The following is a 13836-nucleotide window of genomic DNA, read 5'->3' as shown; positions in this document are numbered from 1 at the left end:
GGTTTCCGGCGTGGGAATATGCCGACTCGGTGCGACTGAACAATGGTTCTCCCCCATTGACCCGTCCTAATGCCGTACGACACACTCGGGACCGTCGTAATTGAACGAGCGGCTGAAAAGACGGGACCCGGGGCGGTCGAGGCCGTGTTCGGATTCCGGAATCCTCCAGGGAGCGTCCGGTGCAGACCGAAAACAGCGTACCCATGGACGACCACGCGGCCGAGGTCGAGGCGCTGAGCCGCCGTTATCCGGGATGGTCCATCTGGTTCGGCCTGTCCACCCGCCGTTGGTGGGCGTTGCCGCCCCGTTCCCAGGACATCGGCGATTTCATCGAGGCCGAGACTCCGCAGCGCCTCATCGCCCGCATCGAGGCCCATCCGGTCCCGTCGCCCGCCGCGCCCCGGCCGGCTCCGCCCCGTCCCGCCCCGCCTCAGCCGGCCCCGCACGGCCGGGAACCCGCCCGCTTCTCGCACCTGCCGGACCCGAACCCGCCGACGGCGCACCACGCCGGAGCGGCCGCCTGGCCCGGCCGTCCCGGCCGCTGACCTCCCCCCGCGGCGCCGAGCGGGCCCCCGCGCGAACGCTCCGGGGCGTCCGCCGTTGCGCCGGCCCGGAACCGACCGGGGTGCGGACGACCGCCGTTTCGGCGAGGGACCGGGTTCCGGGAGGGTTCCGAGGGAGTTCCAGAGAGTTCCGGGGGAGTTCCGGGGGAACGGTCCGACGAAACGGCCGGACGCACGGACGGGCACGCCCGGGGAGACCGGGGGAGACGCGTGCTCCCCCTCATCGGAGTCCGTGCGTTCTCCACGGCGTCCGACTTCTCCGCCGCGGCGCGCCGATCCGGTGTTCGGGGCTTTTCCGCCGGACGGCGGAAACGGGCGGCGGTGAATCACCGGGCGGAGGACCGTTCCGACGATCGGCGCGCATGACGCGGGCGGCCCCGCCGCCCGCGGCGGGGGCGGGGTGCGTCGATGACGCGAGCCCGAGGTCGGTACGCTGCGACGATGACAGGGCCCGCGGTCGCGGTGCGATGATCTTCACGCCGCCGGGGACGCGCCGCGACTACGCTGCGCCGTGAACTCTTGTCGACAGGTCACCGGATCCGGCCGCACGGCCGGCCTCCGTTCCGGCCCGCCGCCGGGGACCCGGCGGAGACGGCGGCGTCGCGGAGGCTTCGGTGCCCAGCGGTGGCCGGGCTCGTCCGGCGGAGGTTGTGGGAGAGGTATGAGCCGGTCTGATCCCGTGAGCCGGGTGTCCCGTGCGGCGCGCGGGGCGGCGAAGACGCTGCGAGGGCTGAGCGTTCGTCACCGGGTCGCGGCGGTCCTGGCGGTGCTGCTGGTGGCGGTGGTGATCGTGGTGTCGGCCGCCCGCGACGGGGAGGATCCCCCGGTGAGCACGGCGCGGCCGCTGCAGACGCTCGGGCCCGGCGAAGGCTCCCTCAACCTGGTCACCATGCCCGGGATGGTGGAGAACGGCGGCAGCGACGAACGCGTCAACTGGGTCGTCCCGTTCGAGGAGCGCACCGGGTGCAAGGTCAATCTCCGGTCGGCGGACTCCGCCAAGGAGATGATCGACCTGATGTCCAACCCGGAGCGGCGCTACGACGGGGTGCTGGCGCCCCCCGAGGTGGCCGACCAGCTCATCGACACCGGGCACGCCGCGCCGGTGAACGCCGACCTCGTCGACGGCTACAAGCAGCTGGCCTCCCGGCTGCGCAATCTGTACAAGCGCGACGACACCGTCTACGGCGTCCCGTACGTATGGGGCGCCAATCTGATCATGTACAACCGGCAGGTCGTGCGTTCGGCCCCCTCCGGCTGGGCCGATCTGTTCGACCCCGAGCGCGCCAAGCGGTACGGCGGCCGCCTCATCATGCGGGACACCCCCCTCGTCCTCGCCGAGGCCGCCCTCTACCTGAGGTCCAGCGAGAAGTCCCTGAACATCACCGACCCCTACGCGCTCAATCGGGAGCAGCTCGACGCCGCCGCCGAGGTCGTCCGCGGGCAGCGCCCGCACGTCCGGGAGTACTGGTCCGAGCCCGCCGAGGCCGTCAGCGCGTTCGCCGGGGGAGAGGCCGTCTTGGGGCAGGTCTCCTCCTACCAGCTCGACGTGCTCACCCGGGCGGGCCGTCAGGTCGCCGGCATCGTGCCCGAGGAGGGGGTGACCGGGTGGGTCAACACCTGGCTGATCGGCGCCCGGAGCGAGCACCCCAACTGCATGTACGAGTGGCTCAAGTGGGCCTCGTCCCCGGACGTGCAGCAGCAGGTCGCCGAGTGGGCCGGGGTCGCCCCCGCCAATCCCGAGGCCTGCAAGGGCGACCGCCTCGACGGGGCGTTCTGCGCCGCCCACCGGGTCGGCGACGACGCCTACCTCAAGAAGGTCATCTTCGCCCGCGCCCCCGGCAAGAACTGTCGGAACGGCCGGCACGAGTGCACCGACTACAACGACTGGATCCGGGCCTGGGAACGCGCTCACGCCCGATAGCCCCGCCGCGGCCGCCGAGACCCGTCCTCGGGCGATGAGCGCCCCGGAGAGATTGCGGCCCGCGGGCGGAGGGAGAAAAGAGAGAGGGCGTGTCCGGCCGCCCCCTGCCGAACACGCCCTCTCGTGGAGCCGGGTGCTCTGGGCAACCCCCCGAAAACCCAGAACACCCTCCTGTGGAGCAATCAGCGGTGGGACACCGCTTCTCCCGGGGCCGGACCGTTGACCGGCCGGTCCGCCCCGCTCCCCGGTTCCGGCGGGCGGGGCCTGGGCAGTGCGGGTGCGCAGTCCTCGCACGCGAACACCCCTGAGCCGCTCGGCAGGCGCCCCACCCGCACGCGCGGGCGAGGCCACCTCTTGTGGCAGGCGACGCAGGCGTCACCGGCGCACTGCGCGGCGCCGAGCGCACCGGGGTCGAACACGAGTTCGCCCATGCGTCCCATTCCTCACCCCCGCGATGCGGGAACCGGTTAACGTGATTCCTTTATAGGTGACCGGCCGTGTGCCGGCCGTTATCCCGCCTCCAAGATGCGGCAAACTCTGTTCCCCGTCCGCCGGCGCGGCCGGAGGGGGGAGAGGTCGCCGGAGGGGCGACGGCCCCTCCCGGACGGGGATGCGGCCGCGGCGGGAGGGACCGTGCGAAGGCGGTTCAGGCGCTCTGCGCGCGGTAGTACAGCGCCCGCTCGGAACCGCCGAAGTAGGTGCCGAACAGCTGGTCGGGCAGGGACCGGTACCGGAAGCTGGTGACCGAGTTGATGACGCCGGTGCCGGACGACTCGCTGAAGTTGATCAGCCAGGGACCGCCGCTGGCGCCGCCGACCATGCCGCAGCGCATGCCGATGGCGCGGGTGCGCAGGGAGTCGTCGAACGTGCCGCCGCTGCAGTAGATCAACCGCTCGCCGGTGTAGGGCGTCTGCGCCGGGTAGCCGAAGGCGTACATGTTCCGGCGGCGCGGCTGGTTGAACGCGATGCCCTGACCGCCGACCACGTCGACCAGCCGGCGCCCGTTCAGCGGGTTGACCACGGCGGCGCCGACGTCGTGGTCGAGGTTCTCGTCGGCGGCCCATTCCCCGGTGGTCATCGTCTGGCGCGCGGTCCAGACCCCGTACGGGCGGTCGCCGTTGTCGTAGCCGGGGACGAAGACCCAGTTGGTGTGCCAGGCCCCGTCCAGCTTGACGCAGTGCCCGGCGGTGATGACGGTGCTGCGGTTGGCGCTGGCGACCGCGCTGGCCGAGCAGGAGGCGTCCCGGCCCTGGTAGGTGAAGAACACCCGTCCGGCGGTGCGGGCGATCACCCCGCCGGCCCGCCACGGCGCGCCCGTGGTGGGGAACTCCCGCCGCCGATCCGCGGTGGCGGGGGCGCTCTGCGACGGCCGCAGCAGGCGGTCCATCGGCGTGGCCTGCTGCATGCGGTCGAGGGTCCAGTACTGCAGCACCTTCTGCTGCGCCGTGGCCGTGGTCGCCTGAGCCTTGACCGTCGGCTGCGGATCGGCGGGCGCGTGCGCCCATGCGGGGGACGCGGTCGAGGCCGCCAGGAACGCGACCGCGATCACCCCCGTCCTCCGGGACGTTCTTCGCTTCATCTGGGTTGTCCACCTTTCCCGCCAGGCGGGTTCGCCCGGCCGTGATGCCGGATCTGCTCGTGATGCCGGATCTGCTGCCGTCCGCCGCGTCGCGGACGACGGCCGGTCAACACGGTATGAGATCAATTGATTACTCGCTGCATATGGAGGCCGCTCAATCCGTAAGGAATGCGGGAAGCCGCCTTCAGGACCGGCTGGCGTTCAGGGCGAGCCGGTCGAATCCGGCATCCGGTGCTCAAGGAGGGTCGGGCGGACGCGACAATGGGCGGCATGATGGCTGCCTCCTCAGTGCCCCCGGATTCCGGCGCGACCGGCCCCCGTGACGTCGTGCTGTTGGGCTCGACCGGTTCGATCGGCACCCAGGCCCTGGACGTGATCCGCCGCAACCCGGACCGTTTCCGGGTGGTCGGGCTCGCCGCCGGGGGAGGACGGGTGGACCTGCTGGCCGCGCAGGCCCTGGAGTTCCGCCCCGAGGTGGTCGCGGTGGCGAAGGCGTCGGCCGTCCAGGACCTGCAACTGGCCTTCTACGCGGAGGCGGCCAAGCACGGCTACAGCTCCGGCGACTACCCGATCCCCAAGATCGTGGCCGGCCCCGACGCGGTCGCCGAGATCGCCGCCTGGCCGTGCGACGTGGTGCTGAACGGGGTGACCGGAGCGCTCGGCCTGTCCTCCACCCTGGCCGCCCTGGACGCCGGCCGCACGCTGGCACTGGCCAACAAGGAGTCCCTGATCATCGGCGGTCCGCTGGTCAAGGAGCGCGCCGCCCCCGGCCAGATCGTCCCGGTCGACTCCGAGCACTCCGCTCTCGCCCAGTGCCTGCCCGGCTGGAGCTATGGGGACTCCGCCGCCACCGAGCGCGTGCGCCGGCTGGTGCTGACCGCCAGCGGCGGGCCGTTCCGCGGCCGGACCCGCGCCGAGCTGGCCGATGTGACCCCCGAGCAGGCGCTGGCCCACCCCACCTGGGACATGGGCCCGGTCATCACCATCAACTCCGCCACCCTGGTCAACAAGGGCCTGGAGGTCATCGAGGCGCACCTGCTGTTCGACGTGCCGTTCGACCGGATCGAGGTGATGGTGCACCCCCAGTCGGTGATCCACTCGCTGGTGGAGTTCATCGACGGATCCACCCTCGCCCAGGCCAGCCCGCCGGACATGCGGCTGCCGATCGCGCTGTCGCTGAGCTGGCCGGAGCGGCTGGCGGACGCCGCGCCCGCGGTGGACTGGACCAAGGCGCACACCTGGGAGCTGCTGCCGCTGGACGACGAGGCGTTCCCGGCGGTGTCGCTGGCCCGGCACGTCGGTGAGCTGGGCGGCACCGCCCCGGCGGTCTACAACGCCGCCAACGAGGAGTGCGTGGAGGCGTTCCGCGCGGGACGGCTGGCGTTCACCGGGATAGTGGACACGGTCGCGCGGGTAGTAGGCGAGCACGACGTGGTGGCCGGTGCCGGCGTCACCCTCGACGACGTGCTCGCAGCCGACGCCTGGGCCAGGGCGCGCGCCCGCGAACTGACCTGACGCCCCGCGGCCCCGGGGGCGCCTCCGGGCGTTCCCCGCCGGGCGCCGGACCGGCCGGTGGAAGGGCGAGAGGAGGCCGATGGGGTATCTCCTCGGCGTCGTCGCGTTCGCGGCCGCCCTGGTGCTGTCGGTGATGCTGCACGAGGCGGGCCACCTGCTCACCGCCAAGCGGTTCGGCATGAAGGCCACCCAGTTCTTCGTCGGGTTCGGCCCGACCCTGTGGTCGACGCGGCGCGGTGAGACCGAGTACGGCGTCAAGGCGATCCTGCTCGGCGGCTTCGTGCGGATCGTCGGCTACACCGCGCTGGAGAGGGTCGAGGAGGCGGATCGGCCGCGGGCCTTCTACCGGCAGCCCGCCGGACGGCGAGCGGTGGTGATCGGCTCGGGGGTCGCGGCCAACTTCCTGGTCGCGTTCCTGCTGCTGACGACGCTGGCGATGACGATCGGGGTGCGCGAGGAGGGCGCGGCCACCACCACGGTGCAGAAGGTCAGCGCCTGCGTCCCCGAGGCCCTCGGGAAGAGGTGCGACGCCGCATCCCCGCCCTCGCCCGCCCGGCGGGCGGGGATGCGGGCCGGCGACCGGGTGGTGGCGTTCGGGGGAGTCCCGGTGGCCGACTGGACGGCGCTGCGGGAGCGGATCCGCGCCGCGCGGCCCGGTCAGGAGGTGCCGGTGGTGGTCGAACGCGACGGCCGCCGGTTCACCGTGCGGGTCGTCCTCGCCGAGGTCGGCGGCGAGCCGTTCCTCGGCATGACGGCGCGGGTCGCGGGAGCCGGGTACGACCGGCTCGGTCCGCTGGAGGCGGCCGGCTTCGCCGTCGGCGGGATCGGCCGGACCGTCGTGGAGACGGTCCGCGCCCTGGCCGCGCTTCCCGCCGCCGTGCCGGAGCTGTTCTCGCCCGAACGCGCCGAGACCCCCGGCGGCCGGGTCGGCAGCGTGGTCGGCGCGGGTCAGGCGTCCGGCGAGATCTTCTCCGCCGACGCCTCCTGGCGGGACAAGACCGGCGCCTATCTGGCCCTGACCGCGTCGATCAACGTCTTCCTCGGCGCGTTGAACGTGCTGCCGCTGCTCCCGCTGGACGGCGGGCATCTGGCGGTGCTCGGCTACGAGCGGCTGCGGGCGCGGGCGGCACGGGCCCGCGGACGGCCCGATCCGGGCCCGGTGGACCTCACCCGCCTGCTCCCCGTCGCCTATCTCGTCATCGTGCTGTTGGTGGGACTGTCGGCGCTGCTGATCCTGGCCGACCTGGTCAACCCGCTCGGCGCGCCCTGACGGACGCCGGCGCGCGTGCGTCCCGGGACGGAAGATCCGCCCCCCGCGCCGCGGACGCTCCCGGGCGCATAGGCTTGGGAGCCGACCTAACCGACCCGCGACCCTGCAGCTTGAGAAGAGAGCGATGAGCGTTCAACTCGGAATGCCCGCAGTCCGCGCCCAGACCCCCCCGGTGGCCACCCGCCGCACGTCGCGACAGGTGATGGTGGGGTCGGTGCCGGTGGGCGGTGACGCACCGGTGTCGGTGCAGTCGATGACGACCACGCCGACCGCCGACGTCAACGCCACTCTCCAGCAGATCGCCCAGCTCACCGCGGCAGGGTGCCAGATCGTGCGGGTGGCGGTGCCCTCTCAGGACGACGCCGACGCGCTGCCGCAGATCGCGCGCAAGTCGCCGATCCCGGTGATCGCCGACATCCACTTCCAGCCCAAGTACGTGTTCGCGGCGATCGACGCCGGATGCGCCGCGGTGCGGGTCAACCCGGGCAACATCAAGAAGTTCGACGACAAGGTCGGTGAGATCGCCCGGGCGGCCAAGGACGCGGGCGTGCCGATCCGGATCGGGGTCAACGCCGGGTCGCTGGACAAGCGGCTGCTGGCCAAGTACGGGCGGCCGACCGCCGAGGCGCTGGTGGAGTCGGCGCTGTGGGAGTGCTCGCTGTTCGAGGAGCATGACTTCCGCGACATCAAGATCTCGGTCAAGCACCACGACCCGGTGGTGATGATCCAGGCGTACCGGCTGCTGGCCGAGCGCTGCGACTACCCGCTGCACCTGGGGGTGACCGAGGCCGGCCCGGCGTTCCAGGGCACCGTCAAGTCGGCGGTGGCGTTCGGGGCGCTGCTGTCGGAGGGGATCGGCGACACCATCCGGGTGTCGCTGTCGGCGCCTCCGGTGGAGGAGATCAAGGTCGGGATCGCGATCTTGGAGTCCCTCGGGCTGCGCGAGCGGGGCCTGGAGATCGTGTCCTGCCCCTCCTGCGGGCGGGCCCAGGTGGACGTCTACACCTTGGCCGAGGAGGTCTCCGCCGGGCTCAAGGGATTCCCGGTGCCGCTGCGGGTCGCGGTGATGGGCTGCGTCGTCAACGGCCCCGGCGAGGCCCGCGAGGCCGACCTGGGAGTGGCCTCCGGCAACGGCAAGGGCCAGATCTTCGTCAAGGGCGAGGTCATCAAGACCGTTCCGGAGTCGCAGATCGTCGAGACCCTCCTGGAGGAGGCCATGCGCATCGCCGAGGAGATGGGCGTGGAGGTCGACCCCGACGCCGACGACGGCGCCGCCCAGGTCGTGGTGTCCTGACAACCGCGGTGAACTCCGCTCGGCCCCGGCCCCACCGGCCGGGGCCGAAGTATGTCCGCAATGTCAGGAGAATTCGTAGATCCATTACGATTTGACAACCGTCTGTTGAGTCCCTTCTGTACTTTCCATCACCGAGCGCACAATCTCCACCTGTTGTCCGAGTGAGGTCCACCCCGGACTTCACACGACAGAGGGAGTCAAGTGAGAAGGCTCGGACTCGTCACGGCCATGGCCTCCCTGGGAGCCGGCCTGCTGGTCGGCCTCCCGGCGAGCGCAGCAGCGGCCGCCACCCCCGCCATCACGTGGGGCAAGTGCGCGGTCAGCGGTCCAGACGACCCCATGAACCAGGCCGAATGCGCCCAGGTTCCGGTGCCGCTGGACCACGACAAACCCAACGGCCGCAAGATCTCCATCGCGATCTCCCGCATCAAGGCCACCGACAGGGCCAACTACCAGGGCGTCCTGCTGGTCAACCCGGGCGGCCCGGGCGGCAGCGGGCTGGCCTACTCGGCCGGGCTGGCGCGCTGGCTGACCGCCGTGGGGCACGCCGAGACCGCCGCCCGCTACGACATCATCGGGTTCGACCCGCGCGGCGTCGGCTCCAGCGAGCCCGCCATCTCCTGCGACCCGGGCTACTTCACCCCGGTGCGCCCCGACTACAACGTCACCACCGCCGCTCAGGAGAAGGCCTGGCTGGACAAGTCCAAGGCCTACGCCGACGCGTGCGCCGAGAAGTACGGCTGGATGCTGCCGTACATGCGCACCACCGACACGGCCCGCGACATGGACGTGATCCGCCGGGCGCTCGGCCAGGACAAGATCAGCTACTACGGCTTCTCCTACGGCACGTACCTCGGCGCCACCTACGGCACGCTGTTCCCCACCCGCGTCAAGCGGATGGTGCTCGACGGCAACGTCAACCCCAAGGAGGTCTGGTACCAGTCCCAGCTCTCCCAGAACGTGGCGTTCGAGCGGAACATGAAGCTGTGGTGGCGGTGGATCGCCAAGTACGACTCCCTCTACCACCTCGGCGCCACCGAGGAGGCGGTGGAGGAGAAGTACTACGAGATCCGCGCCGCCGCGAAGAAGAAGCCCATCGGCGGCATGGTCGGCCCGTCCGAGCTGGACGACATCATGCTGACCGCCGCCTACAGCACCGGCTGGTACCAGCTGCTGGCCACCGCGCTGTCGGACTGGGCGACCGAGCAGGACCCCGAGCTGCTGCTGGCGCTGGTCAACCCCGGCGGTGAGGACAACGACTTCGCCGTCTACAACGCCGTGCAGGCCGCCGACGCCAAGTGGCCGAAGCAGTGGTCCACCTGGCACCGGGACGCGGTCCGCACCTACCCCAAGGCCAAGTTCATCACCTGGAACAACGTCTGGTTCAACGCCCCCATCCACTTCTGGAAGGTCAAGGGCGGCCCCGCGCTCAAGCCGAAGGGCAAGGGCCTGCCCGGCGTGCTGCTGGTGCAGTCCGAACTGGACGCCGCCACCCCGTACCAGGGCGGCCTGGAGATGCACAAGGCGCTCCCGTCGTCCCGGCTGGTGGTGGAGCTGGGCGGCAAGACCCACTCCAACACCCTGAACGGCAACGCCTGCCTGGACGACAAGGTCGCGGCGTATCTGAACGACGGCACGCTGCCCCCCTCCAAGAAGGGGCCCGACGCCTACTGCCAGGCCGTGCCGGAACTGAACGACCCCGACCCGCTCGCCGCGCGCACCATGGCCGCCACCCGCGTGCCCGGCAAGGACCTGCCGATCGGCATCCGGTAAACGCCTCCTCTCCGCCGAAGGGCCCCGGCCACTCGCCGGGGCCCTTCGCTGCGTTTCGCTGCGTTTCGCGGCGAACCTCCCGTTCCCCCGGTTCCACCGGCGGCGCGACCCGGGCGGTTACAACGACGGAGTGCTGAGCAACACGCCATCGAGGAAGCCGTCGAGGAAGCCGTCGAAGAAGGTCGCCGGCCTGGCCGCCGCGGCGGTGCTGGGCGCCGTCCCGGCCGCGCCGCCCGCCCCGGCCCACGCCGCTCCCGTCATCAGGTGGGAATCCTGCCCCGCCGACGACCCCATCGAAGGGAAGGCCCTCAAAGGCCTGGAATGCGGCACGCTGTCGGTGCCGCTGGACCACACCCGTCCCGCCGGCCGGCGGATCACCCTGGCGCTCACCCGGGCCAGGCACACCGGCAAGCGGTACCGGGGAGCGGTGCTGCTCAACCGGGGCGGTCCCGGCGCCCACGGCCGCGACCTCCCCGCCCTGTTCACCAAGGCGCTGCCGAAGAGGCTCGCCGCCTCCTACGACTGGATCGGCTTCGATCCGCGCGGCGTGGGGGCCAGCGAACCCGCGCTGACGTGCGACCCGACGTACCTGAATCCCGACGGGCCGCGGGCCGACACCCTGCCGCGCACCGCGGCCGAGGAGGAGGCCTGGCGGGCCAGGGCCAAGCGCTACGCCGACGACTGCGCCCGCAGGCACCGCGACCTGCTCCCGTACATGGGCACCCGGAACCAGGTCGCGGACCTGGAGGCGGTCCGCAGGGCCCTGCGCCACGAGCGGATCGACTTCTTCGGCTTCTCCTACGGCTCCTACCTGGGCGCCGCCTACGCGACGGCCCATCCGCACCGGGTGCGGCGCATGGTGCTGGACAGCGTGGTCCGCCCCAGCGGGGTCTGGTACGACAACAACCTCGACCAGAACGTGGCCTTCGAGAAGCGGATCCGGGCGTTCTTCCGCTGGATCGCCGACCACCACGACGTCTACGGGCTCGGCACCACCGCGGAACAGATCGCCCAGGCCTACTACCGGGTCCGCGCCGATCTGGCGCGCGAACCCCTCCGCGGGGAGGTCGGCCCCTCGGAGCTGGACGACGTCTTCCTCACCGACGGCTACTCCACCCAGCAGTGGAGCAAGCACGCCTGGGCCCTGTCGGACTACGTCGTCCGCGACGACTCCACGGCGCTCGCCGCGCTGTGGCGCCCGCCCGGCGAGCTCGGCCAGAACAACTACGCCATGTACCTGGCCACCGAATGCCGGGACGCCCCCTGGCCCCGGGACTGGTCCGTCTGGAGCCGGGACGCCAGCCGCCTGTACGCCGCGGGCAACCGCTTCGAGACCTGGAGCAACACCTGGTACAACGCTCCGTGCGCCTACTGGCCGGTGGAGGGCGGGCCGCGGCCGGAGATCGGATCCCCCGTGCCGCGGATACTGCTGGTGCAGGCCTCGGAGGACGCGGCCACCCCCTACCCGGGCGCGGTGGAGATGCACCGGCTGTTCCCCGCCTCCCGGCTGGTGGTCCAGCGCGGCGGCGGCAACCACGGCATCTCGCTGAGCGGCGACGCCTGCGTGGACGAGACGGTGGTGGCGTACCTGCGCGACGGCGCGCTCCCACCCGACCGTCCGGGCCCCGACCGCGTCTGCCGGGCCCCCGCCCCGCCGCGCCCCGGGCCGAGGCCGGACCCGGACGCGGAGCCGAAGAAGGACTCCGCGTCCGACCGGGGAGTGCCGGCGGCCGCTTCGGGCATCCCCGCAGAGGCGGTGATCCCGCCGACGGCATAGGCTTGAAGGCGTGGTGCCGAGGCGGGTTCGGGACGTGTGAGCCATGCGGATACTGGGAGCGACGCCGGTCCGGGTCCTGGACGATCGGCACAGGGACGAGGTCCTGGAGATCCTGGACGCCGATCCGGTGTCGAACGTGTTCGTGAGCTCTCGCGTGCACGCGGCGGGGCTGGACCCCGGCAGGCTCGGCGCCCAGATGTGGGGCTATGTCCGCGACGGTCGACTGACCTCGCTGTGCTACTCGGGTGCCAACCTCATCCCGATCAACGCCGACGACGAGGCGATCCGGGCGTTCGCCGAACGGGCCCGGCGCCAGGGCCGGCGCTGCTCGTCGATCGTGGGTCAGGTCGACGCGGTGAGCCGGCTGTGGGAGCTGCTCGGCCCGTACTGGGGGCGCCCCCGGGCGATCCGCGCGGTGCAGCCGGTGATGGCGACCTCCCGGCCCGCCCCGGTCCCTCCCGACCCCAAGGTCCGGCGGGTGCGGGTGGAGGAGTTCGACATCGTCTATCCGGCCTGTGTGGAGATGTTCACCGAAGAGGTCGGCGTCTCCCCCAACGCCGGGGACGGCGGGGCGCTGTACCGGGCGCGGGTGGCCGAGCTGATCCGGACGGGACGCGCGTTCGCCCGGATCGAGGACGGCCGGGTGGTGTTCAAGGCCGAGATCGGCGCCGCCACCCCGTACGCCTGCCAGGTGCAGGGCGTGTGGGTGCATCCGGAGCTGCGCGGCCGCGGCCTGTCGGTGAGCGGCATGGCGGCACTGGTGGACGAGGCGCTGCGGTCGATCGCCCCCACGGTGTCGCTGTACGTCAACGACTACAACGCGCCCGCCCGCGCCGCCTACCGCCGGGTCGGCTTCGAAGAGGTCGACACGTTCATGTCGGTCCTGTTCTAGCCGGTCCCGGCCGGTCGCCCGTGGGGCGTCCCGGGCTCAGCGCACCAGCAGGTGCAGCAGCCGGTCCAGCTCGGCGGCGGGGTCGTCGGTGAGGCCGGCGTGCACCGGACCCGGCTGCACGACCGTGCTGCGCGGGGCGGTCAGCCAGCGGAACCGGCTGCCGGGCGACTCGGCGGCGGCCTGCCCGGCCGCATCGCCGCCCCGGCACACGCACTCCACCGCGTGCAGGGCCGAACGCACCCCGGCCAGGTCCAGACGCCGGTCCAGCGCCCGCAGCCGCTCCTCGTCCACATGGGTGCGGCAGCCGAGGAAGTCCTTGGCGCGGCAGTAGACGACCACGCCCACGTTCATCGTCTCGCCCCGCTCGGGACGGGGGATCACCCGGATCACCGCGTACTCGAACACCGAACGGGTCATCGGACCGGCCCTTTCAACCAGTCGGGACGGTTCGCGCCGGGCGCGGGGTCGGGGGAGGGGCGGCGGCCGCCGACCGACAGGTCGGGCAGCCAGGCGCGAGGCTCGGCGGCGCGGGCCAGCAGCAGGTCGCGGTAGGCGGCGCGGACCTCCTCGGGACCGGAGAACCCCGGCTCGTCCGCCAGCCAGGCGTCCGGGACCAGCGCGATGACCTCGGTCAGCAGCTCGCCGGTGAGCCGGGGCAGCAGCTCCTCCTCGGCCTCCTCGAGCCGGGTCGCGTACGGGGCCATCACGTGGTCGTCCGTGTCGTAGGGCCGCAGCACCAGCGTGTCCGCGGTGGCCCAGGCGTGGTGGAAGTACAGGCTGGCGCCGTGGTCGATCAGCCACACCCGGCCGTGCCAGACCAGCAGGTTCGGATTGCGCCAGCTGCGGTCCACGTTGCCGAGGAAGGCGTCCAGCCACAGCAGCCGGGACGCCAGGTCGGGGTCGGCGGTCCAGCCCGCCGGGTCGTAGCCGAGCGAGCCGGGCAGGAAGTCCACCCCCAGGTTCCAACCGACGCTGGCCTTGAGCAGGTCCTGCACGTCCGGATCGGGCTCGTGCCGGGCGATCGCCGGGTCCAGGTCGATGAGCACCAGATCGGGCACCCGGAAACCGAGCCGGCGGGCCAGCTCCCCGGCGATGATCTCGGCGACCAGCGCCTTGCGGCCCTGGCCCGCGCCGGTGAACTTCATGACGTAGGTGCCGAGGTCGTCGGCCTCCACCAGTCCGGGCAGCGACCCGCCCTCGCGCAGCGGGGCCACATAGCGGGTCGCGGTGACGAGAGACAGCACGCGACCTA

The 13836-nt window shown here is 72.3% G+C and carries 11 protein-coding genes; 8 read left to right on the top strand and 3 right to left on the bottom strand.

The window, feature by feature from the left end; translation table 11 throughout:
* Window positions 1–179: 179 nt before the first annotated feature.
* Window positions 180–545 carry a hypothetical protein gene (locus tag EIO00_RS15305; RefSeq protein ID WP_140179509.1) on the top strand — a complete coding sequence of 122 codons (366 nt, stop codon included), beginning with the start codon at window positions 180–182 and terminating at the stop codon, window positions 543–545.
* Between the two features lie 706 nt (window positions 546–1251).
* The gene (locus EIO00_RS15300) at window positions 1252–2484 is read left to right on the top strand and encodes an ABC transporter substrate-binding protein (protein ID WP_241661368.1); all 1233 of its coding nucleotides are present in this window, start codon (window positions 1252–1254) and stop codon (window positions 2482–2484) included.
* 646 nt (window positions 2485–3130) lie between these two features.
* Here EIO00_RS15300 and EIO00_RS15290 read toward each other — a convergent pair.
* The gene (locus tag EIO00_RS15290; RefSeq protein ID WP_140179503.1) at window positions 3131–4063 is read right to left on the bottom strand and encodes a trypsin-like serine peptidase; all 933 of its coding nucleotides are present in this window, start codon (window positions 4061–4063) and stop codon (window positions 3131–3133) included.
* A gap of 270 nt (window positions 4064–4333) precedes the next feature.
* Here EIO00_RS15290 and dxr point away from each other — a divergent pair, with 270 nt between their 5' ends.
* The 6 genes from dxr (at window position 4334) to EIO00_RS15260 (ending at window position 12584) form a co-directional block, all read left to right on the top strand.
* On the top strand, window positions 4334–5578 hold the full coding sequence (gene dxr / locus EIO00_RS15285) for a 1-deoxy-D-xylulose-5-phosphate reductoisomerase (RefSeq protein ID WP_241661367.1): 1245 nt from the start codon (window positions 4334–4336) through the stop codon (window positions 5576–5578).
* A gap of 79 nt (window positions 5579–5657) precedes the next feature.
* A complete protein-coding gene (locus EIO00_RS15280; protein ID WP_140179501.1) occupies window positions 5658–6848 on the top strand; it encodes a M50 family metallopeptidase in 1191 nt (396 codons plus the stop codon).
* 124 nt (window positions 6849–6972) lie between these two features.
* On the top strand, window positions 6973–8142 hold the full coding sequence (gene ispG, locus EIO00_RS15275) for a flavodoxin-dependent (E)-4-hydroxy-3-methylbut-2-enyl-diphosphate synthase (RefSeq protein WP_140179499.1): 1170 nt from the start codon (window positions 6973–6975) through the stop codon (window positions 8140–8142).
* Between the two features lie 201 nt (window positions 8143–8343).
* Window positions 8344–9915 (top strand): alpha/beta hydrolase, encoded by a 1572-nt coding sequence (locus tag EIO00_RS15270; protein ID WP_241661366.1) that lies wholly within the window; start codon window positions 8344–8346, stop codon window positions 9913–9915.
* Between the two features lie 130 nt (window positions 9916–10045).
* Window positions 10046–11692, top strand: a complete 1647-nt coding sequence (locus tag EIO00_RS15265; RefSeq protein ID WP_241661365.1) for an alpha/beta hydrolase — start codon at window positions 10046–10048, stop codon at window positions 11690–11692.
* 49 nt (window positions 11693–11741) lie between these two features.
* A complete protein-coding gene (locus tag EIO00_RS15260) occupies window positions 11742–12584 on the top strand; it encodes a GNAT family N-acetyltransferase (RefSeq protein WP_206664153.1) in 843 nt (280 codons plus the stop codon).
* Between the two features lie 36 nt (window positions 12585–12620).
* Here EIO00_RS15260 and EIO00_RS15255 read toward each other — a convergent pair whose 3' ends face one another.
* A complete protein-coding gene (locus EIO00_RS15255; RefSeq protein WP_140179494.1) occupies window positions 12621–13001 on the bottom strand; it encodes a DUF3037 domain-containing protein in 381 nt (126 codons plus the stop codon).
* On the bottom strand, window positions 12998–13828 hold the full coding sequence (locus EIO00_RS15250) for a HipA family kinase (RefSeq protein ID WP_140179492.1): 831 nt from the start codon (window positions 13826–13828) through the stop codon (window positions 12998–13000). Before EIO00_RS15250 ends, EIO00_RS15255 begins: the two co-directional genes overlap by 4 nt.
* Window positions 13829–13836 lie beyond the last annotated feature (8 nt).

It is taken from the genome of Thermomonospora catenispora (genome assembly GCF_006363815.1).
GTDB classification, from domain to species: Bacteria; Actinomycetota; Actinomycetes; order Streptosporangiales; family Streptosporangiaceae; genus Thermomonospora; species Thermomonospora catenispora.
The sequence above is the reverse complement of the archived record's forward strand: the minus strand, read 5'-3'. Positions and strand labels throughout refer to the sequence as shown.